At 59.7% G+C, this 23,190-nt stretch carries 19 protein-coding genes and 4 pseudogenes; 16 read left to right on the top strand and 7 right to left on the bottom strand.

Going from position 1 to position 23,190, the window contains the following annotated elements; genetic code table 11:
* Positions 1-40: 40 nt before the first annotated feature.
* The 5 genes and pseudogenes from NKI58_RS32175 (at position 41) to NKI58_RS32155 (ending at position 4,620) form a co-directional block, all read left to right on the top strand.
* The gene (locus tag NKI58_RS32175) at positions 41-931 is read left to right on the top strand and encodes a carbohydrate ABC transporter permease (protein WP_352854288.1); all 891 of its coding nucleotides are present in this window, start codon (positions 41-43) and stop codon (positions 929-931) included.
* Complete coding sequence (locus tag NKI58_RS32170; RefSeq protein WP_352854286.1) at positions 928-1,803, top strand: carbohydrate ABC transporter permease; 876 nt, start codon at positions 928-930, stop codon at positions 1,801-1,803. Before NKI58_RS32175 ends, NKI58_RS32170 begins: the two co-directional genes overlap by 4 nt.
* Positions 1,804-2,444: 641 nt before the next feature.
* A complete protein-coding gene (locus tag NKI58_RS32165) occupies positions 2,445-2,600 on the top strand; it encodes a hypothetical protein (RefSeq protein ID WP_352854284.1) in 156 nt (51 codons plus the stop codon).
* A gap of 106 nt (positions 2,601-2,706) precedes the next feature.
* Positions 2,707-3,068 (top strand): annotated as a pseudogene (locus tag NKI58_RS32160) (ABC transporter permease); the annotation flags it as partial.
* A gap of 625 nt (positions 3,069-3,693) precedes the next feature.
* A complete protein-coding gene (locus NKI58_RS32155) occupies positions 3,694-4,620 on the top strand; it encodes an ArsR/SmtB family transcription factor (protein WP_352854282.1) in 927 nt (308 codons plus the stop codon).
* A gap of 425 nt (positions 4,621-5,045) precedes the next feature.
* Here the strand turns inward: NKI58_RS32155 and NKI58_RS32150 are convergent, their stop codons facing one another.
* A complete protein-coding gene (locus tag NKI58_RS32150) occupies positions 5,046-5,969 on the bottom strand; it encodes a glycoside hydrolase family protein (RefSeq protein ID WP_352625310.1) in 924 nt (307 codons plus the stop codon).
* 328 nt (positions 5,970-6,297) lie between these two features.
* Here NKI58_RS32150 and NKI58_RS32145 point away from each other — a divergent pair, with 328 nt between their 5' ends.
* The 3 genes from NKI58_RS32145 (at position 6,298) to NKI58_RS32135 (ending at position 9,062) form a co-directional block, all read left to right on the top strand.
* A complete protein-coding gene (locus tag NKI58_RS32145; RefSeq protein WP_352827948.1) occupies positions 6,298-7,551 on the top strand; it encodes a glycosyltransferase family protein in 1,254 nt (417 codons plus the stop codon).
* 2 nt (positions 7,552-7,553) lie between these two features.
* Positions 7,554-8,696 carry a UDP-galactopyranose mutase gene (glf, locus tag NKI58_RS32140; RefSeq protein WP_352594041.1) on the top strand — a complete coding sequence of 381 codons (1,143 nt, stop codon included), beginning with the start codon at positions 7,554-7,556 and terminating at the stop codon, positions 8,694-8,696.
* A gap of 93 nt (positions 8,697-8,789) precedes the next feature.
* Complete coding sequence (locus tag NKI58_RS32135; RefSeq protein ID WP_352594040.1) at positions 8,790-9,062, top strand: DUF982 domain-containing protein; 273 nt, start codon at positions 8,790-8,792, stop codon at positions 9,060-9,062.
* A gap of 22 nt (positions 9,063-9,084) precedes the next feature.
* On the opposite strand, the gene NKI58_RS32130 is transcribed toward NKI58_RS32135, so the two are convergent.
* The 4 genes and pseudogenes from NKI58_RS32130 to NKI58_RS32115 form a co-directional block, all read right to left on the bottom strand.
* Positions 9,085-10,251, bottom strand: a complete 1,167-nt coding sequence (locus NKI58_RS32130; RefSeq protein ID WP_352594039.1) for a beta-glucosidase — start codon at positions 10,249-10,251, stop codon at positions 9,085-9,087.
* Positions 10,248-10,520 (bottom strand): cell division topological specificity factor MinE, encoded by a 273-nt coding sequence (gene minE / locus NKI58_RS32125; protein ID WP_352594038.1) that lies wholly within the window; start codon positions 10,518-10,520, stop codon positions 10,248-10,250. The genes NKI58_RS32130 and minE overlap by 4 nt, the downstream gene beginning before the upstream one ends.
* Positions 10,517-10,690, bottom strand: a pseudogene (locus tag NKI58_RS32120) (septum site-determining protein MinD); the annotation flags it as partial. The pseudogene NKI58_RS32120 and the gene minE, both read right to left, overlap by 4 nt.
* 133 nt (positions 10,691-10,823) lie before the next feature.
* Complete coding sequence (locus NKI58_RS32115) at positions 10,824-11,348, bottom strand: YciE/YciF ferroxidase family protein (protein ID WP_352784238.1); 525 nt, start codon at positions 11,346-11,348, stop codon at positions 10,824-10,826.
* A 1,669-nt stretch (positions 11,349-13,017) separates the two neighbouring features.
* Between NKI58_RS32115 and NKI58_RS32110 the strand changes: the two genes are divergently transcribed.
* From NKI58_RS32110 to NKI58_RS32090, 5 genes and pseudogenes are all read left to right on the top strand, one after another.
* The gene (locus tag NKI58_RS32110) at positions 13,018-14,193 is read left to right on the top strand and encodes a zinc-dependent alcohol dehydrogenase (RefSeq protein ID WP_352625317.1); all 1,176 of its coding nucleotides are present in this window, start codon (positions 13,018-13,020) and stop codon (positions 14,191-14,193) included.
* Between the two features lie 13 nt (positions 14,194-14,206).
* Positions 14,207-14,761 carry a hypothetical protein gene (locus NKI58_RS32105; RefSeq protein ID WP_352854280.1) on the top strand — a complete coding sequence of 185 codons (555 nt, stop codon included), beginning with the start codon at positions 14,207-14,209 and terminating at the stop codon, positions 14,759-14,761.
* Between the two features lie 663 nt (positions 14,762-15,424).
* A complete protein-coding gene (locus NKI58_RS32100) occupies positions 15,425-16,294 on the top strand; it encodes an MBL fold metallo-hydrolase (RefSeq protein WP_352594034.1) in 870 nt (289 codons plus the stop codon).
* Positions 16,295-16,637: 343 nt separating this feature from the next.
* Positions 16,638-17,090, top strand: coding sequence for a YidB family protein (locus NKI58_RS32095; protein WP_502897047.1), 453 nt, complete (start codon positions 16,638-16,640; stop codon positions 17,088-17,090).
* A gap of 201 nt (positions 17,091-17,291) precedes the next feature.
* Positions 17,292-17,561: pseudogene (locus tag NKI58_RS32090) on the top strand (IS481 family transposase); the annotation flags it as partial.
* 51 nt (positions 17,562-17,612) lie between these two features.
* Here the strand turns inward: NKI58_RS32090 and NKI58_RS32085 are convergent.
* Together NKI58_RS32085 and NKI58_RS32080 are read right to left on the bottom strand one after the other, a co-directional pair.
* Positions 17,613-17,666: pseudogene (locus NKI58_RS32085) on the bottom strand (heme-binding protein); the annotation flags it as partial.
* Positions 17,667-17,781: 115 nt separating this feature from the next.
* A complete protein-coding gene (locus tag NKI58_RS32080) occupies positions 17,782-18,480 on the bottom strand; it encodes a type 1 glutamine amidotransferase domain-containing protein (RefSeq protein WP_352643450.1) in 699 nt (232 codons plus the stop codon).
* A 168-nt stretch (positions 18,481-18,648) separates the two neighbouring features.
* Here NKI58_RS32080 and NKI58_RS32075 point away from each other — a divergent pair, with 168 nt between their 5' ends.
* The 3 genes from NKI58_RS32075 (at position 18,649) to NKI58_RS32065 (ending at position 23,018) form a co-directional block, all read left to right on the top strand.
* Entirely contained in the window at positions 18,649-19,560 is a 912-nt protein-coding gene (locus NKI58_RS32075) for a LysR family transcriptional regulator (protein WP_352594032.1), read from the top strand.
* Between the two features lie 363 nt (positions 19,561-19,923).
* The gene (locus tag NKI58_RS32070) at positions 19,924-20,649 is read left to right on the top strand and encodes a phytochelatin synthase family protein (protein ID WP_352854278.1); all 726 of its coding nucleotides are present in this window, start codon (positions 19,924-19,926) and stop codon (positions 20,647-20,649) included.
* A gap of 512 nt (positions 20,650-21,161) precedes the next feature.
* Positions 21,162-23,018 carry a TPR end-of-group domain-containing protein gene (locus NKI58_RS32065; protein WP_352854276.1) on the top strand — a complete coding sequence of 619 codons (1,857 nt, stop codon included), beginning with the start codon at positions 21,162-21,164 and terminating at the stop codon, positions 23,016-23,018.
* Positions 23,019-23,190 lie beyond the last annotated feature (172 nt).

Raw genomic sequence — 23,190 nt, 5'->3', positions numbered from 1 at the left:
AGGCGCTGTTTCGAGAGCTAGGCGCTTTGGAAGCAGAGCGATGATCAAGACCTATCGTGCCTCGGCGGGCATCATGCTGGCGCCCGCGGTGACATTGATCGGCGTTTTCATCCTGCTGCCGATGCTGCTCACCATCTGGCTGTCGTTCCAGGACTGGTCGACGCAGACGCCTTTTTCCAATGCGAGCTTCATCGGCTTCGACAATTTTCGCGAAATATTCGGCCCGACCTCGGTCGGGCGGGATTTCAAGAGAGCGCTGCTCAACACCGCGATCTACACGGCGCTGTCGGTGGTCCTCATCCTGCCGCTCTCGCTAGCATTCGGCCTGATGGTCTACCAGCGTGATGTCGCAGGCGGCACGGCACTCAGGACAGTGTTGTTTTCCACCTACATGGTGCCAATGATCGCCGTGACGCTGGTCTGGTCGAAGCTCTATTCGCCGAGCGAAGGGCCGGTCAACCAGATGCTCGGTTTGGTCGGCATCGGCGCGCAACCATGGCTATCCTCGCCAAGCTCGGCGCTGATCTCGATCGTCGTCCTCAATGTCTGGCAGCAGATCGGCTATTTTACGGTGCTGGCGGTTGCCGGGCTGACCCAGATCCCGGGCAGCCTTTACGAGGCGGCGACGCTGGACGGCGCCAACCGGCGCGAACAGTTCCGCTTCATCACCTTGCCGCTGCTGCGGCGCACGCTCCTGTTCAGCGCCGTAATCGCCATCATCAACGCCGTGCAAGTATTCGAGCCGGTTGCGCTGATCACCCAAGGCGGGCCGGTCGGCTCGACTAACGTGCTGACCTACCATATCCGCCGTGTCGGCATCGAGCGCGCACAAGGCGGATTGGGCTCGGCCATGGCAGTGATGCTGATGCTGGCGCTGATCGTCGTCGTGTGCGCGCTGTTCGCCTATGCCGACCGGAAGGACGCCGAATGAGCGCGCCCGGCCGCTCGGGATGGTCGAGCCGGTTGGCGCGCAAACGCCCGGCGGGCCGCAGGGCGCTGCTCGCGACGGTGATGCTGCTGGTTGCCGTGGCCTCCGCCTTCCCGCTGTTGTGGATGGTGCTCTCCAGCCTGAAAACCCCGGCCGAAACCATGCAGGTGCCGCCGGTGTGGATACCGCGCACGCCGAGCCTCGAAGCCTACGAGAAAGTGTCCGGCGTGATCAATGTCGGCCGCTCGATGTGGAATTCGCTGGTGATCGCCACCATCACCACCGCCGGCATTCTGGTGACCAGCATGATGGCTGGCTATGCCTTCGCCAAGCACCACTTTCCCGGCCGCTCGCTGCTGTTTTCGGTGCTGATCGCCACCATGTTCCTGCCGCCGATCGTCACGCTGATTCCGCTTTATCGTCTCGTCGGATCGATCGGCCTGAATGCCAGCCTTGCCGGCATCGTCGTGCCCAACCTCGCCAATGCGTTCGGTATTTTTCTGATGCGCCAGTTCATCGCCGGCGTGCCGGACGATTTGATCGACGCCGCGCGGATGGATGGGGCGTCGGAACTTCTGATCCTGTTCAAGATCGTCGCCCCGAGCGTGGCGCCCGCGATCGCGGCACTGGCGCTGTTTGCCTTCGTCTATCATTGGAACAGCTATCTGTGGCCGCTGACAGTTTTGCAGGGCAATGCAGAGGATTATCCGATCGTCATTAGCCTCAGCCGCCTGCTCAGCTACAACAGAGGCGCCCTCAATACAGGACTGGTCATGGCCGGCGCCACGCTCGCCGTGCTGCCGCCATTGGTGCTATTCGCCTTCCTGCAGCGCTTCTTCGTGGATTCGATCGTCGGCTCGGCAGTCAAGGGGTAGCGTCCGCGGCACGGCCGGCATTCGCCTGGCTGTCATCGGGACGCGCTGGTGCGCAGAACGGAGCTAGGCAGATAGCCGCGCTCTGAAAGCTATCAGTTCATCAGCGAACCTGGACGCGAATACCCCCACCGCCTCAGCTACAGCCAGAGCCTCAGAAGGGTCTTGATGATGTTATGGGGCTATACTCGGCGTTTCCACCCTGCCCGGGAACGCAGTTTATTGTCGGTCTAATGCGTGTGACTGCAGCCGAACTTAAGTCGGACGCATTGTTGCGGCCGCCGTTAAGCAATGTGGATGAGCCAGGCGAATTGTGGTCGGCCCGAACCGATGGCGCCGGCGCGATATGCAGGTCCATAGCTCCTGATTGGCCCGCGTGGGCCGCCGCTCGACGCCGCTACGGCCTCTCACGTTCAGCTTTTGCATATACTGGTTTTTCTTGGAGGCAGAGGAACACAATGCCGCAATGGTGGTTCGGTGCCGGCAGCGGTCCTCACTCACTGCTGGCAGATTGAAGGGCCCGATCGGCACGCGTTTTCGAGAGGCGCGGGCCATCGAGGCAAGCAAAAGCGGCAGGGCAAAGCGTGGGCACCCGACGGATCGACAAGGAAAGATATGAGCGCACCACAATCGCAGCTCGCACCTTGACCGACTCCGAGCGGCTTGCACGCCAGGCGAAAACTGCGCGATTGCGCGAGCAGCGACTGAGCGCTGAAACATCGCCGTCGAAGCCGATTGCTGCGGACGCGGAAACCAAGCTGCCCCGGAAGAAGAAGGGCAAACCAATTCAGGCCGGCTAACGACTAGCGCGTCCGGCGCTCATCGCGTGTGACGCGTCCTCACGGCCGGTCTGCCCACCCGCTCCCAGCCCGCTGCCGTCTTGTCAGGACATTCCGCGCGGCTGATGGCCTCCGGGCCGATCGCGCCAAATTCATGGTTTACCTAGCCAGTGGCGGCCTCGCGGGGCTGGCCGGCGTCATTCTTGCCGCCCAGTTTGGTGCCGGGCAGCCCATAAGGGGTTGGCTGGCAGCTGTTTGCCATCGCCGCGGTTATTGTGGCGCCACAGTGCTGACCGGCGGCTCCGGCTCGGTGATCACGACGTTAGCCGGGGTGCTGCTGCTCGGTATCCTGTTCAATGTTCTGAACTTCGAGAACGGCCTGGGCTGGATTTCCCTCTCAGCCTATTGGCAGAGCGTCATCCGCGTTTTTTTCTGCTGGCGGCTGTGCTCCTACAGGCGCGACTTGCCGGCCGACGCGTCTCCGCGTGACCTGCGTTTTGCGTCGAAAGGGGCGCACCGCGCGTGTCGTGATCTGCGCCACAAGAGCTGTCCCCGCGCCCGCGGCCTCCCGGAGGGGGCGAGGGTCGATCGGTGCGCACCGATCTGCAGCCATGCATTGGGAGGGAGACATTGCTGCGGCCGCCGAACCTTGATTGTGACTTCGTGTTCCAGAACTAACGGAAGCGGACGGAACAGCAATGCGATCAGTTCGCCAGGCCCGCAGCTCTAAGGACCGCTTTCGCGGTATCGGACGCGGTCGAAGTTTTGCTGAAGGATTGGCCGAAGCCTCGCTGCGACTCGCGGCTTGCTGCAAATCGAGGCGTGCCTTGCCAACCTGCGCTGCAAAAAGCCACCAAGAATAGCGCGTAGGCGTCCATTACCGCAGCCAAGGACGCCAACATTGCGCGGCGAACAATTTCAGACCTGTAGCCAAACATCCTTGTTGCGGTGTGGCTTCAATGCGTACCGAAGGTGTAGCCGCGTGCATGTAACCAAATTGCCGGCTCGGCGTTTCCTTCAACGCCGTTGCAACGGTCCCGCCCACCAACGCAAGCTTACCGAACACGAATTGGCGAGGCGATAGCTTCTTCCACGAGCATAGACTGGCAAATTCATGAGTGGCAATTTTCTGGTGATCCAACCTGAGGAAGGCATTGCCGTGCTCAAGGGGCTTGCCTCCTCGGCGCGGATCTCGATGCTGAAACTGCTGCATGAGAAGGGGCCGATGAATGTCAACGAAATCGCCGCCGTGCTGTCGCTGCCGCAATCGACCGTCTCGACCAACATCCAGGTGCTGGAGGATGCGGGGCTGATCCGCACCGAGAACCGGAAGGCGAAGAAAGGCAATCAGAAAATCTGTTATCCGACGGCCGAAGAAGTGCTCGTCGTGTTCAAGGGCGAATATCGTGCGGTCAAGAACGACGCGATGGAAGTGTCGATGCCGATCGGGCTTTATACCGGCTTCGAGGTTACCGCGCCCTGCGGCCTTTGTTCGCCGGACGGCATCATCGGCCTACTCGATGTGCCGAACACTTTCCTCGATCCGGCCCGCATGAAAGCCGGGCTGCTGTGGTTCACGCGCGGCTTTGTCGAATACCAGTTCCCCAACAATGCCAAGCTCGCCAATGCCGAGATCACCGAACTCGAAGTGGCGATTGAGCTGTCCTCGGAGGTGCCGGGCACCAGCGCCGATTGGCCCTCTGACATCACGCTGACGATCAATGGCGTCGATGTCGGCACCTGGACGTCGCCGGGCGATTTCGGCGACAAGCGCGGCGTCTTCACGCCCTCCTGGTGGAAGCTCAAGGGCTCGCAATACGGTAAGCTGAAGAACTGGCGAATTGCCAATGACGGCACCTATGTCGACGGCCTCAGGATTTCCGAAACCGGCCTCGCCGCACTCGATCTGAAGAGCCATCATTCAATCCGCGTCCGTATCGGCGTCAAGGACGACGCCAAGCGCCCCGGCGGCATCAACATTTTCGGCAAGGGCTTTGGAAATTACGATCAGGACATCCTGCTCAGGATCAAAACCGGTTGATATCATCGACCCCGGTTAGAAAAATAGTGACCCAATTTCAGCTGCTTCCTTTCATTGAGCCAACTCGACATCCAATTGTCAGACTTGCGGCTATCTTGTCACCGGCGCTGAGAAACCGATTGGCACGACTGGTCTCACCGAGGAGTTCGACGAGAGAATTTAAATATATTATCTGACGCGACCAACTTACCTTTTTTACTCTCAACCTGCCTCGTCGCCGGCTTCGCCGACTGCCTACGTCATCAGCCTGGGACATCTAGCCCATCGGTTATCGCTGGACGACCATCGATCAGAAACGGCGACTGGCAGCACCATTGTGATGAGCGAGCTCAATCTGTGCCTTTCTTGGGTTTTTGTCGGCGTCCGTCGGGCAATGCGACCTGGACGAGGTGGGTAGCCCAGCGGCTACGATTGGATCACGTTCTCTAGGCAACTCTGGAAAGTATGTGCCGATCCAAGTCGCACTTGGCCAGACCATATCGCCAGCGGTGGTTCGTCGTCTCGCGTCTGCTCTGGTAGAACAAAGTCAATTGCCGGCCTTCGATCATTACGGTCGAATGGCCATTCTCTCCTGGCTCGCCAGGATCAAGGACGGGGCCGACAGAGACATAAGGACCCTCTACCCTATCGGCGATAGCAAAGAAAACGCGTTGACGGCTTCCACGGGGGCCGTCGGGGAGGAAGCAGGTAGCGTTGAGAAGCACGCGGCCATCCGGCAATTCAACCAGTTGCGCCCCTTCTATCCCCCACTCGTAATCGGGGTGCTCGCGCGCATTGTGATGCGGCACGTCGAGATGATCGAGTATCTTGCCGAGACGTTTCCATGGCCCGAACCAAGAATCGGATTGGCTGCGCGCCAGATAGACATCAGGCTGAGGCACCCTGGTGAATTTGGGCATGCCTGAATAGACGATATAGCGCTTGCCGCCGATGATTGCGGGGTGGGGATCGTAGATGCCGTCCTCATCGGTGTCGGGCAGCGACAATATCGCCGGATTGAGCACGACCCAATGAAAGCCGTCATTGGAGACCGCGTGCTCGCAACGTCCGCCGGACTTCATGAATTCGGTCTGGATAAACATGTGGAAGACGCCGCACTCATGAATGACGCCGGGCGCCGCAATGCCCGATCCGGTTACCGGCAAAACGATCGCCTCGTGCTCTATCCAGGGTCCATAAAGATCCGGCGCTGTGGCGTGGAGGATTTTCCAGCTCTCGGTTGTGACGGTGCCGCTGGAGCCGAAGACGTGCCAGAGCGTGCCATCGAACACCGGACAAGGGTCCTTCACATCATCCACCGCCTGCGGGTGAAACAATGGAAAGACGTTGGTTTCAAAGTCGATCTTCATTCCCAAGCATTCCCGCGATTGTTTCGCGGACCCCTTTGATTTGGACCGTCTGCGTGACTCAGCCGAATCGATTCGCAGCCCTCATTTATAACTCCGCCCATGAACGGTTGTTGAACGATTGAACGATTTCAACCGTTCTGTGGCAATGCGCCACATTTTGGGTGAGGTCACGCACGGCGCGGGGCTTCAGCTTCATCATGTCAGCCGGATGCAGGGTCGTTCGGCTTGACCTTCTCTCTTGAGCCATGGCCGGAATGGCGCGGACCGCTGGCCTTGCCCGAGACAGTTTGGAACTATGGAACAACTTACTGGGATGAAAGTTATAGAGATGGCTGCGAATTTCATCGAAGCTGCCTCGATTAACGTATGTTATCCGAGGCAATTTCTAATTGTAACGAAGGATTTCTATATGGAAATGGCGGTGGGCACCCCCCTAAAACCAGATACCACCGTACAGTCGTCAATTCTACTTTGCTTTTCCCACCTCCGATGGAATTTTGTATTCCAAAGACCGCAACAGATCCTGACGCTCGCCTCAAAACAGCAGCAGCTAATTTATTTCGAGGAGCCGATCTTCGACGAAAGGCGCCACGCTTCGATGCGGGTGAACGATGTTTCACCTACGATCAAAATTGTGACGCCGGTTATTCCAGTCGGCACGTCCGCGACCAAGGCGGATGCGCTCCAGCGCAGATTCGTCGACCAGATCGTCGCCTCTACGCCGCATGAACGGTTAACCGCGTGGTATTACACGCCCATGGCACTACGTTTCAGCGACCATCTCGCCTATGACGTCTGCGTCTACGACTGCATGGATGAACTCTCCGCGTTCAAGAACGCACCCGCAGAGTTGAATCAGCTGGAAAAGGCGCTGTTCCAACGTGCCGATATCGTCTTCACGGGCGGGCAGAGCCTTTACGAGGCCAAGCGAAGCCTGCATCGTTCGATCTTTCCTTTCCCAAGCAGCATCGACGTTGCACATTTCCATCAGGCGAGAGAGCCGGGTGAGGACCCACTCGACCAGGCCAACATACCTCACCCGAGAGTGGGGTATTTCGGGGTCATTGACGAGCGGCTCGACGTCGAATTGGTAGCGGAGACGGCTGCAGCAATGCCGGACGTGCAATTCGTCATGCTCGGCCCTGTGGTCAAGATCGATCCGGCGAGGCTGCCCACGGCAAGCAACCTGCATTGGCTGGGCGGCAAGTCCTATGCCGACCTGCCACGCTACCTCCGGCATTGGAGTGCCGGCTGGATGCCTTTCAAGCTCAATGAGGCGACACGCTACATCAGTCCGACAAAGACTCCTGAATTCCTGGCGGCAGGACTGCCGGTGGTTTCCACAGCGATCGTCGACGTCGTGCGCACCTACGGCGCCGAAGGCCTGGTCGACATTGTCGACGCCGAGGATATCGAAGCCAAGCTTCGATCCATCCTGGCGCGTCCCCGCGATTTCCTGGTGGGGAAAGCCGACGCCTACCTCGCCGACATGTCCTGGGAGAAGACCTGGAATGCGATGGCGGCCCACATCCAGCGCGCCCAGGCGATGAAGAGCGTCGTGCCGTTGCTGAGGGGAGCGTGAGCATGTTCGACTGGCTGATCGTCGGCGCCGGCTTCGCCGGCAGCGTGCTGGCGGAACGCATCGCATCGCAACGACAAGAAAGCGTGTTAATCGTTGACAGACGAAATCACGTCGGCGGCAATGCGTATGACTGTTATGACGAGGCGGGGATCCTGATCCACCGCTATGGGCCGCACATATTCCACACCAATGCCCAATCGATCGTCGACTACCTGTCGCAGTTCACCGAATGGCGGTCTTACGAACACCGCGTGCTGTCGCTGGTCGACGGAAAGCTGCTGCCGATACCGATCAATCTAGACACCATAAACCGCCTTTACGGCCTTAAGCTGACATCCGAGCAGTTGCAGGAGTTCTTCGCTTCCCGGCGAGAGACGGTGGAAGAAGTCCGCACAGCCGAAGACGTCGTCGTGAGCACCGTGGGCAGGGAGCTCTACGAGAAATTCTTCCGCGGCTACACCAGGAAGCAGTGGGGTGTTGACCCTTCCCAGTTGAGCAAATCAGTCACAGCGCGGGTGCCAACGCGGACCGATCGGGATGATCGCTACTTTGGCGACACTTTCCAGAAAATTCCGGCAGGCGGGTATACGCGCATGTTCCAGCGCATGCTGGATAATCCCAAGATCAAGATCATGCTGCAGACCGACTATCGTGAGATTCGCGACAAGATTCCGTGCCAGCGGATGATCTACACCGGGCCAATCGACGAATTTTTCGATTGGAAGCTGGGTCGCTTGCCTTACCGCTCGCTGCGCTTTGAGCACGTGACGCTTGATTGCGAGGAGTTTCAGCCGGTCGCCGTCGTCAACTATCCGCAGACGGAAAACTACACCCGCATCACCGAGTACAAGCATCTGACCGGACAGAAGAGTCCGAAGACCAGCCTGACCTACGAATACCCCTCGGACATCGGAGATCCATATTACCCGGTGCCGCGGCCCGAAAACGAGGCGTTGTACAAGAGCTACGAAGCGTTGGCAGCGGCGTGCCCACAGGTCTGGTTCGTCGGACGTCTGGCGACATATCGCTATTACAATATGGATCAGGTCGTCGGGCAGGCTTTGGCGACGTTCGCGCGCATTCAAAAGAGCATGCCGGCAAACGGCATCGGGCAGATGCCGACGCAGCGCGAGGCGGCGGAGTGAACGATGCGCCGGGATTAAGCTGCGTTCGAGGCGACCATTAACATTTGAGATGGCGCAAAGATCAGCCGAACCTAATATGCCGTTGGAGGGGTCGTGCGTACGAGACGTTTCACAAAGCCGATAGTCGCTCAACCCAGCCGGATCGATCGCGACAGGTTTGTTGTGTCGGTAACGGACGCGGCCCAGGTTCTGCTGAAGGATTGGCCGGAGCCGGCTTGCAAGTCGAGACTCGCAACAATCGAGGCGTGCCTTGCCGTCCTGCGCGGCGAAAAGCCGCCAAGGGTCGCACGCGAGGCGATCATCGCTGGAAGGAGGCATCTATCTCGGCGGACAGATTTAGGCTTACCGCGTTGCCGATGCCAGTAAAGCGCGGCGCACTATCGGCGGGCTATACCGCGCCTGCTGGCTCGTTTTCGAAGGCCTCGAACAATCGGCGCTGGCGTTCCAACTCGTCGGCAAGCGGCTTGTGAAGAGTGCGCGAACCGTCCGCATGAATGGTGGAGAACAAGCCTACTTCGGCGTGGCGCGAATTGTCCCAACCGGGGTAGGCCGTCACCGGGTACAGGCATATGCCCTGAATAGGTGCTCCGAGGCTCATCGCATCGCGCACTTCGTCGCAAACATAATGGAGCCAAGCCGGCCGTCCTGAGCCCTCGGCGCCGGTCTCGGCAATAAACATCGGCTTCTTGTAGCGCTCGTCGACCTCGGCCAGCATTTCCGAAAGCGCCCGGTATTCGTGGTGCCCCATCGGTATCGTTGGCCCATTCAAGTACCATTGGTTGTGCGGATAGAAGTTGAGGCCTATGACGTCGACAAGGTCCTCGCTGCCACCCAACTCCGGCTCCGCGCGCCCGACCAGCATGTCGTAAGCCTCGAACTGGCCCTGACGAGCATTTTCGGCGCGCCGCCGCTCGGCGCGAGTGCGGTCACGAGGAGCAATATGGATGAGCGGTTCAGCCCAGATGAACCTGCAACTGGGTTCGGCCTCCCGCATTGCTCTGATCCCGGCGATCGCTGCCCTGACAAGGTGGCGTTTGAACCATCCCCGCTTGTTCTGCCCGACGCGCGGGAAATAGCCGACCTCCACCGCCCATGCAAAGAACGAAATTTCGTTGATCGGACATACCAGGGGAGCCACTCCGGTGGCTAAGCGATGAACCCGAACAGCTTCCGCGGCGAAACGGACATAGGCCTCGACAAAGCCGAGGCCACCTTGGTCGACGTGGTCTGGCGAACCATAGTGGAAGATATCCCAGATAACCTGCACCCCGGCCGCTTGGGCTGCTTCGATCACCGACATCCAGCTCGACCAGTCAAACACTCCCGGCGCTGTTTCGATCAAGTGCCAGCGCAAGCCGTCGCGGATCGTGCGAAGCCCAAGCTCGGCACAGCGGCGATAGTCGCCGGATGCATGGGTGTCATGTGAGGTCGCACGGATCAGATCAAGGCGCACCCCGTCGGCACGACGATGCGAGGAACACTCGAAACCAGCCATGAAAAAGCTGTCGATGCCAGAAGGATCTGCCGCATGCCGACGAGCCGGTTCCTCGTTCATACCGGCATCCTGTCGGCCAGGGATGGCGCAAGCACTTGCGTTCGGCGATCGCCCTTTGCCGGGTTCGGTCGCCTCTTCGATTTCGATTCGGCTGCCATCACGTCGACATGTTGGCGTTGCCGGGCGATCACCGCCATGATCTCCTCGCGCAACACGGAGACGAGATCGGGCTGGTTGCGGCTTCGACGCTCGTAAGCCAACAGCAGTTGCAAGCGTTCGCGCGCCACCGGCGCGCTGCCGCGGCGCTTGAAGATATCGAGCAGGTTCATGCTGCCCTCCTTCCCAACAGCCGGTCGAGGAGGCCCCTCCGCTCGAAAGGCAGAATGACCGGCAGGTCCTCGCCCTCGAGTCTTCTTGCCGCGTCGATATAGGCGCGTGCGGCGGGGTTGGTGTTTTCGCTGAGCGTAACCGGCGCGCCCACATTGGATGCGCGCAGTAGTACAATGCGGTTGGTGCCAAAACACGTGTGCTCGACAGGCAAGCGACAGAGGAAATGGCCAAATCCGAATTCGCTCCTTGCGCTGCTCAAGAAGATGCAAATTTCGGATTGGCCACCCCAGCAATACGCCACCTCACGCGGCCTGCTGCATTGCCCGTTCGTTGACGCCAGTTTCGCCGAGTTGGGTGAGCGCCTCATCGGTGGCTTTTTCTTCTTCCAGAGTCTGTTCCAGAAGTGGGACTGCGTCTCTTAGGCCGAGCAAGCCCGCCCACGTCACAAGAGTGCCGTAGCGCGCGATTTCATAATGCTCGACGGCCTGGGCTGCAGCCACGAGCCCTGCGTCCAATGCTGGAGCGTCTCCGAATTCCTCCAAAATCTCCTGCCCCTCCTCGATCATGCCATCGATCGCTGGGCAGGTCTTGCCCTGAGCCCTCTTGCCAAACGCGTCGAAAACCTGCTGCAGGCGATCGATTTGACCTTCTGTCTCGTCTCGATGCTTTTCGAACGCGGCCTTCAGCTCCTCGGACTCTGCGCCCTTTGCCATTTTCTTTAACGCGGTCAGAATCTTCCGTTCGGCGTAGTAGATGTCCTTCAGACCATCGTAGAAAAGGTCTTCCAAGCCCTTGGAGCTGCCTTGTGATCTTCTCGTCGTCGCCATTCTCATCTCCTGTTGAAAGCTATCGATGGATGTACGGCTCTAACGAGGCCAGTGCCTTGTTGTTCCTTCACCATGGCCCACAACTCGCTTGGCCTGCCAAAGCTGGAACGAACTGCTCATTCTTGAGTGGAGGCGCGTCTATTTTGGTCCGGTTAACCGATGTGAATGCGCATCTGAGAAACTTCCGCAATTGATGTGGGGTGAAGTTGAATTGGAGGTGTGTGGTGGGACGGCGTGAAGATCCTATCGAAAAATATGTCGGCACGCGAAGTCGCCGCCACCGCCTGATCTCGACAGAGCTCACCTTCATAGCGCCGAGGCAAATTGTTCCGACGCCCTCGATTTCAGACCGCGAGCTCGAAAACATGGTCGCTGGCCATGCGGTCAGTTGTGGTCTCGCCGTGGACTTCGATCATACCCGCTAATGTCGGATGCGACCTCGCGCCACGGGCGCCTACACTAAAGGCCTCCCCGACGTTCGAACCCGCCCCATTTATGACGTTCTGCCATTGTGAGTCCAAAGGCCTTATGCGAAATGCGATCGCAATCGCCTCGGGTCCCACGTCGACCTGGCTCAGGCCCAGTTCCGCAATCCGGCAACCGCCAGCAAGGCGCGCATTCCCGTGGCCACTTCGAGTTTGGCGGACGTTGTGCTGTTCCAGTCTGCACCGATCTCTGTCACCGGCGGGGGTTGCTCACGGCTCGCGCGCAATGGATCAGGGATTGCTGCGCACGGTGGCAGTCGGCTGCTCGTCGTGCAGGTGATCGCCTCTTTCCTTCAACGTCCACGCGACGCTTCGCCGAGAAGCTCCAGCACGCTGGCGCGTGGGCGACTGAGGCGGCTTCTCACCGTTCCCAGCGCGCAACCGCATTTGCTCGGCGCCCACGGATCCGGTTCAACGGGACGGCTTGGTCTTTCACCGCCTTCATAGGATTTTCGGGGTATGTAGGTCGTTGACATGGCCCGCGCCCGGGAATAGGCGCGGGCCGATCGGACAACCCCGATCACGCAGCTGGAGGAAAACGCTGCAGGAATCAAACCTTGCTCCGGCGCTGTTGTTCCAGCTCTGGTGCAAAAAAGCTCGTGTCCTGTTCGCGGCTTGTGCACCGACACGTCCGGACCCAGCGCATGACATCCATATCTGCCGATCCCGATTTGAAAATCCCTGTGTCCATGTCCGGGCAACTTCCCTCGAGTATCCAGGTCTGCCGTGGCGCTAGCTGCGATTGCTGGATGTGAAGGTGAGATGGGCCTGCCAGCCTGGTCCTGTGGGTACATAGGAAGAAGATCACTGATGTCCCGGCAGATCACTGACCCTAGTTCGGCTGCGTCCAGGGCAAGGCCTTCGGCCTGAAGCCGCCACACCCGGTGAAACAAACCGCTGAGCCGGAGTCCATGTCCCAACCGGGCAGCGACGGCTGTGAAAGGACCCTGGTGCTCCGCGAAAACCGACTCTTCTGATAATGCGGGGCCGAGTTTTTTAAAGACGCGGGAACATCGATGCTGCCTCACGGGTTCGGCGCAAGAAACCTCCATAATCCGAAGGAAAGCGGCCGGGGTTGGCTCCGGAATGAAGGAAGCAGCCGTTTCTCAGCACCCGTTTGCGCGGGAGTTCGGTCAAGGGCGTTGCCGGCGGCGCTGCAGATGGGCATCCACAGGAGATGAAGCATGCGGGCTCTCGTTTGGCATGGAAAAGAAGATATACGTTGCGACCAGGTTACCGATCCCGAAATCGAGGACCCGCGCGACGCCATTGTCAAGGTGACCAGCTGCGCGATCTGCGGCTCGGATCTGCACCTCTATCACAACTTCATCCCGGCGATGCTGCCTGGCGACATAATGGGCCACGAGATGATGGGAGAGGTGGTGGAAGTTGGGTCCGGCGTAAACGGCGCCCTCAAGAAGGGAGATCGCATCGTCGTCCCCTTCACAATCATTTGCGGTGAATGCGAGCAGTGCAAGCGCAAGAATTTCTCGGTTTGCGAACGCACCAACCGCAACAAGAATATCGCCGACAAAGCATTCGGGCACACCACGGCCGGGCTGTTTGGCTATACCCATCTCACCGGCGGTTACCCGGGCGGACAAGCCGAATATGTTCGCGTGCCGTTTGCCGACGCCACGCATATCAAGGTACCGGACGGCCTCTCCGATGAGCTGGTCCTCTTCCTCGGCGACATCTTTCCAACCGGCTGGCAGGCTGCTGTTCAGTGCGACATCGAGCCGTCCGATACCGTCGCGATCTGGGGCTGTGGCCCGGTGGGGCAGATGGCCATACGCAGCGCCATCCTGATCGGGGCCGAGCAGGTTGTGGCGATCGACTGCCTGCCGGAACGCCTTTCCATGGCTGAGGCAGCCGGCGCCATCACAATCAACTTCAAGGACGCGAGCGTAATCGAGACGCTGAATGAGCTTACGGGTGGCAAAGGGCCGGACAAATGCATCGATGCCATCGGGATGGAAAGCCATGTGTCACTTGGCCAACCAGACACTCTCTATGATCGCGCGAAACAGATCATGCTGATGGAAAACGATCGCCCACACGTGCTGCGGGAGATGATCTATGTCTGCAGGCCGGCCGGCGTCATCTCAATCCCGGGCGTGTATAGCGGGTTCGTCGACAAGATCCCGATGGGCCAGGCCATGAACAAGGGCCTGACTTTCAGGATGGGCCAGACGCATGTGAATCGCTGGGCCGACGACCTGCTGCGCCGCATCGAAGAAGGTCAGATCGACCCCTCCTTCGTCATCACCCACACGGTCGGGATCGAACGAGGACCCGAGATGTACAAGGTATTCCGCGACAAGCAGGATAGTTGCGTCAAAGTCGTACTGAAGCCCTAGGAGAGCCATGAACATGCTTACCAAATTCGGCAATCTCAGCAGATCGCCAAGCGACCCCAGGGTGGTAAAGTCTGGCCCGACCGCGCTCACAGCCTCCGATATGCTTGCAAGCAAACTCGGCTGGTTCAGCATAGCGCTGGGTGTCGCCGAGCTTGTGGCCTCCCAACGGATCGCCCGCGCACTCGGCATGCGCGGCAAGGAGAGCATCATCCGTGCCTACGGGGCGCGGGAAGTCAGCAGCGGCATTCTCTCGCTGTCGGTAGACAAACAGGCAGGCCTTTGGAGCCGTGTGGCCGGTGACGCGCTCGACATAGCAACACTCTTGCCGGCGTTCCGGCGCGACAATCCAAAACGTGACAATGTCGGCCTTGCTCTGGTCCTCATCGCCGGTGTGACGCTCATCGATTGGTTGAGCGCCCAAAAGGTAAGCGCCCGGCACGCTCGCGGCCGCGCGCAACCGCAGGATTTTAGCAACCGCAGCGGCTTCCCACGCGGAGTGGCCGCCGTGCGGGGCCTTGCGCGGACGGAGAGGTCGACATCTGCCGGCCAGAACCGACATGCTGGTTGACCGGCACCACGCCTGTCCTCCTTCTCTGCCGTCGCCGCTGCCCGAAATGGCCGTGGGTCAACAGGATGGCAGCCGGTCGGGCGCCACTGCCAAAAGGTCTCTCGGCGACATCGACAATAGTATTCCGGACATTTGGCTGCCACCGCAGTCTGTCGCGGATGGTGCGAAGGCCGAGTTCGGCGCAGCCGCGGTAGTCGCCCAGGGCATGCAAATTATGCGAGGTCGCACGAATAAGATCGAGGCGAACTCCGTCCTTGCGCCGGTGCGAGGAGCACTCAAAGCCTGCGATGAAAAACTGGCGAAGCGCGAAGCTTGCGGAACCGGAGCCTCCACCTGGTGCTCGTCCCTGCGCCCCACTTCGCTCATTCGAAGTCTCCTTTCAGCAGTCGGCTTCTAACTCGGCCGCCTTGTTAGGACCGGGAACCGCGTTGGCGAAATACCGCATCCAATCGGGCGCGCGCCATCTTCGTTGTCCAGTCCAGCTCGTCCTTGCGTGACCGGGTAATGCCGAACCGATTGGTCGAGCCTTTGTTCCTGTGGTGGACTGTCCGGAGCTGGGTGGCGAATGAGGAACAAGGAGGGACGTGCCAAGTTCGGGGCGATGTACCACCGCCGCCGATCGACTCGAGCGGCTGCTCAGCAACAAGAGAGGCACGGGATCACATGACCGTTCAGATTCGACTTTCCGAGATCGACCACGCCAGGCGCGAGGATCTTGGCGACGGCGCTTGGAGCATCGCACCGGACTTGGGCTATTTGAGGCTAGCAATCGTCAATGTCGTGTTCTTCGGCGCACCGGGCAGCGGAGATCGGAACTGGATGCTGATTGATACCGGGTTGCCGACGTCCCGCAGCAGCATTCTTGCGGTCGCGGAAAAGCGGTTTGGCACCAACGCACGGCCAGCCGCGATCATCCTGACCCACGGCCATTTCGACCATGTGGGAACGGTTCTAAACCTTGCGAATAAGTGGGACGTGCCTGTCTTCGCGCATCCACTCGAGCGCCCCTATTTGGACGGAACCGCATCCTATCCGCCACCGGATCCCTGGGTCGGGGGTGGACTTATGGCGCTGCTTTCGCCGCTTTTTCCACGGGGGCCAATTGATCTTGGCAACCGTTTGGAACTCTTACCTGCCGACGGATCGATCCCCGGAATGCCCGGATGGCGATGGCTACACACACCCGGGCACGCTCCTGGGCATATCTCGCTCTGGCGCGAGAAGGACCGCTCGCTGATCGTAGGGGACGCTTTCATCACCACCGGTCAGGAGTCAGTCTATGAGGTCGCCGTTCAGGATCTTGAGATGCACGGTCCGCCGCGCTACTTCACGCCGGACTGGGATGCGGCGGAAAGATCCGTGAAGCACCTGGCTGCCCTGAACCCGCAGATGGTCATCAGTGGACACGGTGCGGCTGCTGCGGGAGTGGGCATGCGTCAAGCTCTTGACAGCCTGGCTGAGCGGTTCAGGGTGTTCGCCGTCCCGCCGAAATTGAAATTCGTGCGCGAGCCGGCGGCAGTCCAAGGTAGCTGAGGCCAACCGAGCCGCCGTCGTTCTGAAATATGGTCAAGTTGGGCAGACTCTATTTCTCGAGCCGGTAGAGCTACCCGTCGGGTCGCGCCCCCCACCGTCCCCGACAAACTCTGACAAGCGGAACAAACCCGGAAGGCGCCGGGTTAGGGCGTTCGATCGGCGCAGGGCGACTGCGGCCAAGCGCCCCGAAGTTCCGCGTCAGGAGAAGACGTCAGATGGAAAACGAGTACCGCGAGGACGCGTCCTCTCCGCCGTCGAGCCGACCGGCAAGAAGTTGTTCGAGCGGCATCCGCCAAGACTTGGCTTCGATTCGCTCATGGGCCAAAACCGTGGAGGAGACCAAATGGCAAATCTGGGAAGATTGGCGATCGCGATGCTTGGCGTTCTGGCATACCAAAATCGCGACAAGCTCTGTGAATTGATTCCGGGAGCAGGGTATCTTAACCCAAACGACCCACAACGCAGAATTCTGGCTCAGATAACGAATGGCGTGTCGAGGGCTGACCTTGGTGAGATCCTCGAACGGTTCAGGGAGGTGGGGGCAGGATCGAAGGTCGACTCGTGGGTTAGCAGCGGGCCAAACCAACCGATCGAGCCAAGGGACGTCGAAGCGGCAATGGACGAAGGTACACTCAGGTCCATGTCGATGCAGATGGGTCTTTCGCGCGAGGAGCTAATCAGAAGGATTGCGCGGGATCTACCCGAGACAGTCAACGAGATGACGCCGAATGGTGAATGGCCGCCTGAGCCGACACAAGGCTTGGATAAGTCGACCCTGCTCGACAATGTATCCTAGGGGACACAGCTAGGAATACAGCCGGAGATCCAGGGTGGCAACTCTACACCGGGAATCCAATTGCTCGGACGCACCCAGTTGGACAGCCCGCCCGCCAAGTTACCGGCCTTGGGAAGGCTCGTCGGTCATGTCCCGTCAGGTGGTGTAGCTCGGCGGTTACGAAGCCGCTCGCGAGCGCGCCGTTAGTGGTGAGTGAGCGGCTCGCCCGCCACCATCAGGCGGGTTCTCAAGCGTGCCGGGCTGTCGCGGCTGAGCGATATCGAGCCGGCCGAACCGGTCCGACGCTACGAGCGCGAGAACCCCGGCGAGATGATCCATATCGACATCAAGAAGCTTGGCCGCTTCAGCCAAGTCGGCCATCGCATCACCGGTGATCCGAAAAAGGGTAAGTCTCGGAGCGCCGGCTGGGAGCTCGTCCATGTCTGCATCGACGACGCGTCCCGCATCGCCCTTTCGCAATCCTGCCATGACCCCGTCCTGGCGAACAAAGGACAGCAGATGCCCAGACGAGTCGACGACAGCGATTGAGCAGGGAACATTCAGCGCGCGAGCGGCGGCGATCGATCTCTCGATCATCTGCTGGGCATCCGACAGCAATATCGTGGAATTGACGGCAGGACATGACAAACTCCCGCCTCTGATGGTGATCTGCCGACGCGAGCCGTTGGCAGATCACGATGCTTCCAATCGCTCAGGCGGTCTTTGCCTTCATTTGGCTCAGAGCAGCCAAAAGCGCCTCCGCTGCCTCACTCGATGATGCCGGGTTCTGACCGGTGATGAGCTGGCCATCGACGACTGTGTGCACGCCCCAGTCCTTGATCTTGGAGAAGACCGCACCGAGGCTGATGAGCTCGTCCTCGACGAGGAACGGCACGACCTGCGTGAGGCCTACAGCCTCTTCCTCGCTGTTGGTGAAGCCGGTCACGTATCGGCCTTGAACGAACGGCGTGCCGTCGGGATTGGTTACGCGACACAGGACGCCCGGTGCATGGCACACGAGGGCGATCGGCTTGCCGGCCGCGATGAAGGATTGGATCAATCTGATCGAATTCGGATCTTCGGCCAAATCCCATAACGGGCCGTGGCCGCCGGGGTAGAAGACCGCATCGAAGTCCTTCTGGTCGACGCTGTCCAGGCGCACAGTTTCTGCGAGGTGCGCCTTGGCAGCCTCGTCGGCGTTGAAGCGTCGCGTGAGGTCGGTCTGGAACATCGGCTCGTCGCTCTTCGGGTCGAGAGGTGGCTGGCCGCCCTTCGGCGAGGCGAGGGTGATCTCGTTACCGGCGTCTTTGAAAACGTAATATGGCGCTGCCAGCTCTTCGAGCCAGAAGCCGGTCTTCTTGCCGGTGCTACCGAGAACGTCGTGGGAGGTGAGTACCATTAGCACTTTCATCGTTTGCATCCTTTCGTCAGGTGATGCCGCGCCATGAGGCGCCGTGGCCGGTTGCACTGAAGCTCGATCAGCCGCATCGGCTTGTCGATGAGCTGATGATCGCACCTGCCCACATATTTCAGAAATTTACTTCTTTGATTTTAGATATTCAGATGGAATTATATCTCGATGAGATACGATCTGAACCTGCTCCCGGTTTTCCTGGCCCTGATGGAGGAGCGAAGCGTGACACGGGCAGCAGCGCGACTGGGCATCACCCAGCCGGCGCTGTCCAATTCGTTGAACCGCCTGCGCGACACCCTGCGGGATCCGCTGTTCATCCGGGAAAGGTACGGCATAAAGCCGACGCAACTGGCCGAGGAGATCGCTCCGACAATCGAAGCAGCGCTGGCGCAACTGGACGATCTCATTTTGAACCAGCAGGAGTTTCAGCCAGCAAACGCCGAACGACTGTTCACGCTTGCTCCCAACAGCTACGTGGAGCTTGTGTTGATGCCGGCCCTTGTCGCGAGGACCCGGGAGCTAGCGCCTGGCATCAAGCTCCGCATGACAGCTTTTGGCAACGATCTCGCCGAAACCGGCGTCATTTCCGGTACCACGGCGATGGTGCTTGGCCGGATCATCGATCCGCCGGACAATCTTGTCGTCCAGCATCTTATCGACGATGGGCTCGCCTGCGTGGTGCGCAAGGACCATCCCGACGTACGAGACCGTATTTCCCGAGATCAGTACGAGAGACTCAAGCACGTGAACGTGCTCCCACCGGGCCGGCTGCGAGCGGGCCTCTTCCAGGCATTGGGGCAGCAGAACCTCAAGCGAGAGGTTGCCGTTTCTGTCACGCACTTCCTAGCCGTGCCTGAGATGCTTGCCGTCACGGACTACTGCGCAACGCTGCCGAGCCTCATCTGCCGGAGCCTTGAGCGGGATCCGCGCCTGAAGGTACTACCCGCGCCCGTCGACCTCGGCACTTTTCCAGTGCAGATGGGTTGGCACGTTCGCTACCGCCACGACCCGGCCCACAGGTGGTTGCGTTCAATGATCGGCGAACTGGCAAAGGAAATGACTTCGGAAGCCACCTAAGTTGGCTTTCTTGTAGTCGTGTTGCTGTCCGCCAAGAGCCATCAGTGCCGGTTGCCGCGAATGTCGGCTATCAGGCAGCGAAATGGGCTGATGAAGGGCAACTCTGGGTCAGATCGCGTCATGCGACGCTCGCAACTGAACGACCGCCAAAAGGGTCGAACTCGGTCGTTCAGAGCGATTTGGATGGTTTTGGCGGCGAGAGCAGCCGGCCATGAGGAGACCCCGAACTTTGAACGAAGTTGTCGGCCGGGCGCGCCGGATACGGCCCCTCCTCTCGAACCCGACCTTCGACCCCGATCGGGGATGGTGATACACGCCCGTCCTTCTGGTATAGTGGCACGATCACCCAGCGGAGACGTTGCCATGTCTAAGCACTTCGTTCATGGGGCAGTGGTCGCATTGGGGCTGTTCGTCACCAGCGCAAGCGCCGAAACCCTGAAGCTTCCTGACAATCTGGCCGGCTTTAGTTCTGATATTGGCGAAAACTACTTCGTCGAAAGCGATGCACGGGAGGCCTATTTCCCTCTCGCAAGCAACTTTCTGACGCAGAAGACACAGTCCTATTGCGGTGTCGCCAGCATCGTCATGGTGCTGAACGCGCTCAATGTACCGGCGCCTTCGGTTCCGGAGTACGAGCCATATCGCACTTTCACGCAGGACAATGTCCTCGATGAACGAACGGACGCCATTCTCGCCCGAGATGTTTTGGCGAAGAAAGGTATGACCCTCGATCAGATCGGTGGAATTCTTGCGACGCAGCCGGTCAAGGCAGAAGTCCATCATGCCGCCGACAGCTCAGTCGACGAGTTCCGCAAGCTGGCGAGTTCCCATCTCGGCCAGTCGAACCATTTCGTGATCGTCAATTACCTCCGCAAGGCAATCGGACAGGAGAAGGGCGGCCATATCTCGCCGCTAGCAGCCTATGATGGGAAAGCAGACCGCTTCCTCATCCTTGATGTCGCACGGTATAAATACCCTCCAGTGTGGGTGAAGACGTCTGAGCTTTTCGATGCCATGAACACCCAGGACTCCGACAACGAGAACAAGACCCGCGGCTTCGTCCTGGTATCGGCGGCTTCTGTTCAATAGTGATCACCGCCTTCAACGCGATCATCCAGTCTGTGAGCGAGGGGTCACGCGCATTGATGCGGGGCCCCACAAACCATCCCGCCCCCGCCCGCCGATCAACCCGGTGGGTGCCGACCCGGCATGCGCTCGCCCCGGCGGCGGTGGTCTCACAGGCTGGCGTTCTAGGGTCAAACTCTACCAACTGGCTGCCGCCAATGGCCGAGATGGATGGTTTGTTGCTGTTCGCCTCGTCCACTGGAACGAGTAAGGTGCCCCAGTAGCGGACCTTCCAGAACGTGCCTGTCGACTTCGGATAGGTGCAGTAAGCGGACGCTCCGTGATCGCCGTAAAAAAATCCAAAGGCCTTTTGACGCACGGGCTTTCATCGCTTCCGCTGTCATCTCCGTGACCACGCCTCGTCTGCACCTAAGTTTCAATGCTCTCTCTTCCGAATTACGATGAGCGGATTTAGTGTGATGCCGCTGCTGTGAGAACCTGCTACCCTGACTCGCCGTAAAACAGGCTAGCCGCGCATGGAACGAAGACTTAGCGCAATACTTGCCGCCGATGTGGTCGGTTACAGCCGGCTCATGGGTCTCGACGAGGGCGGTACGCTTTCGGCGCTCAAGACGCATCGGCGAGATCTGGTCGACGGCAAGATCGCCGAGCACCAGGGTCGGATCGTGAAACTCACCGGCGACGGCATGCTGGTCGAGTTCCAGAGCGTGGTGAACGCGGTCGCCTGCGCGACCGACATCCAGCGCCGCATGCGCGAGCGCAACGCCGACGTGCAAGAGGAGCGGCGCATCGAATTTCGCATCGGCGTCAATCTTGGCGACATTATCTTCGATGACAACGACATTTATGGCGACGGCGTCAACGTGGCGGCGCGAATTGAAAGCATCGCCCGGCCCGGGGGCGTCGCAATCTCCGGCACGGTTCGCGACCATCTCGGCAAGAATCTTGATCTTGATTTCGAGGACACGGGGGAACACGAGCTCAAGAATATCGACCGGCCGGTCAGAGTCTACCACGTCGCACTCGCCGCGCCTTTCCGCTTCGAGAACAGCGCGGCAACAGCATCGCCCGAGGGGCGCGAGAGGGAAAAACCTTCAATCGCCGTCCTGCCGTTCACAAATATGAGCGGCGACCCCGAGCAGGAGTATTTCTCCGACGGAATTACCGAAGACATCATCACCGACCTGTCGAAAATCTCCGGACTCCACGTGCTCGCCCGCAACACGGTATTCACCTACAAGGGCAAGGCGGTGAAGGTGCAGCAAGTTGCGCGGGAACTCGGCGTCAAATTCGTTCTCGAAGGGAGTGTGCGCAAGGCCGGTCAGCGCGTCCGCATAACGGGACAGCTTATCGACGGGGCGGATGGCGGCCACGTCTGGGCCGACCGATACGACCGTGAACTCACCGACATCTTCGCCATTCAGGACGAAATCACTCACACCATTGTCGATCAGCTCAAGGTCAAGCTGCTGCCGGCCGAAAAAAGGGCGATCAAGGCGGCTCCCACTGAGAACGTCGAGGCCTATACTTACTATCTGAGGGGGAGAGAGTTTTTCCACCGGACGTCCAAGACCTACTATGTGCTGGCGAAGCGGATGTTCGGCAAGGCAATCGAGCTCGACCCTCTTTATGCGCGCGCCTACGCCGGCATCGCCGACTGCGACTCCTTTCTATTCCTCAATTACGACGAGAAGGTCTCGCTCGAGAGCATCCTCGCCAACAGTGGCAAGGCGCTCGATATCGAAAGTGGGCTGGCCGAAGCACACGCGTCGCGTGGTCTCGCTCTCTCGGTCGGCCAAAGATATGAAGAGGCAGAAAAGGAGTTCGAGCAGGCTATCGCAAGTGATCCCAATCTGTTCGAAGCGCACTATTTCTACGCGCGCGCCTGCTATGCGCAAGGTAAGCTTAAGGCGGCTGCCCACCACTACGAGCGGGCCGCCGAGATCAAGCCCGATGACTACCAATCTGTTCTTCTGCTTATGCAGGTTTATCGTTCTCTAGGGCGGCCGGAAGACGAAAGGGATTCGGCTCGCAGAGGCGTCGAACGCGCCGAGCGCGAATTGGCGAAATATCCTGAGAACCCCCGGCCAGCCTATCTCGGCGCAAATGCCCTCGCCTTAATCGGGGAGACCGAACGTGCGAAGGAGTGGAGCGCGCGGGCGCTGGCGATTGATCCGGACGATCTCCTGACGCAATACAACACCGCCTGCCTTTGCTGTCATTTCGGCGAGTTCGATCGTGCATTCGACCTGCTGGAACGCCTGTTGCCTCATGCCAACCACGAAACCAAGGCATGGGTGAAGCAGGATTCTGACTTTGCGCCACTGCACGAACATCCGCGCTGGCAGCGCGTATTGGAGCTGGCAGCTTAGCCATTAAGCCCTGCCTCACAGCGATGACCGGCCACATGCCTGACCTTGGCCGCACAATCGTGTCTCTCAGGGGAGTATGAATAGCCGCTAGTCTCTCATGTTCCCTGTCAAGGTTGAAGGCAAGAAGGCTCGCCTGCTTGGCAGGTTTGCGAAGCAGTCGGACCGGCTGAAG

Source organism: Mesorhizobium sp. M0522 (assembly GCF_040321085.1).
Taxonomy (GTDB): Bacteria; Pseudomonadota; Alphaproteobacteria; order Rhizobiales; family Rhizobiaceae; genus Mesorhizobium.
This window is presented reverse-complemented; position numbering and strand designations above follow the sequence as displayed.

Bases quoted from the DNA above. Each gene is read 5' to 3' on its own strand.
- minE (WP_352594038.1), bottom strand. From the start codon at position 10,520: ATGAACCTGCTCGATATCTTCAAGCGCCGCGGCAGCGCGCCGGTGGCG.
- NKI58_RS32100 (WP_352594034.1), top strand. From the start codon at position 15,425: ATGACCGTTCAGATTCGACTTTCCGAGATCGACCACGCCAGGCGCGAG.
- NKI58_RS32175 (WP_352854288.1), top strand. From the start codon at position 41: ATGATCAAGACCTATCGTGCCTCGGCGGGCATCATGCTGGCGCCCGCG.
- NKI58_RS32110 (WP_352625317.1), top strand. From the start codon at position 13,018: ATGCGGGCTCTCGTTTGGCATGGAAAAGAAGATATACGTTGCGACCAG.
- glf (WP_352594041.1), top strand. From the start codon at position 7,554: ATGTTCGACTGGCTGATCGTCGGCGCCGGCTTCGCCGGCAGCGTGCTG.
- NKI58_RS32170 (WP_352854286.1), top strand. From the start codon at position 928: ATGAGCGCGCCCGGCCGCTCGGGATGGTCGAGCCGGTTGGCGCGCAAA.
- NKI58_RS32070 (WP_352854278.1), top strand. From the start codon at position 19,924: ATGTCTAAGCACTTCGTTCATGGGGCAGTGGTCGCATTGGGGCTGTTC.
- NKI58_RS32065 (WP_352854276.1), top strand. From the start codon at position 21,162: ATGGAACGAAGACTTAGCGCAATACTTGCCGCCGATGTGGTCGGTTAC.
- NKI58_RS32145 (WP_352827948.1), top strand. From the start codon at position 6,298: ATGGCTGCGAATTTCATCGAAGCTGCCTCGATTAACGTATGTTATCCG.
- NKI58_RS32130 (WP_352594039.1), bottom strand. From the start codon at position 10,251: ATGAACGAGGAACCGGCTCGTCGGCATGCGGCAGATCCTTCTGGCATC.
- NKI58_RS32150 (WP_352625310.1), bottom strand. From the start codon at position 5,969: ATGAAGATCGACTTTGAAACCAACGTCTTTCCATTGTTTCACCCGCAG.
- NKI58_RS32115 (WP_352784238.1), bottom strand. From the start codon at position 11,348: ATGGCGACGACGAGAAGATCACAAGGCAGCTCCAAGGGCTTGGAAGAC.
- NKI58_RS32080 (WP_352643450.1), bottom strand. From the start codon at position 18,480: ATGAAAGTGCTAATGGTACTCACCTCCCACGACGTTCTCGGTAGCACC.
- NKI58_RS32095 (WP_502897047.1), top strand. From the start codon at position 16,638: ATGGCAAATCTGGGAAGATTGGCGATCGCGATGCTTGGCGTTCTGGCA.
- NKI58_RS32155 (WP_352854282.1), top strand. From the start codon at position 3,694: ATGAGTGGCAATTTTCTGGTGATCCAACCTGAGGAAGGCATTGCCGTG.
- NKI58_RS32105 (WP_352854280.1), top strand. From the start codon at position 14,207: ATGCTTACCAAATTCGGCAATCTCAGCAGATCGCCAAGCGACCCCAGG.
- NKI58_RS32075 (WP_352594032.1), top strand. From the start codon at position 18,649: ATGAGATACGATCTGAACCTGCTCCCGGTTTTCCTGGCCCTGATGGAG.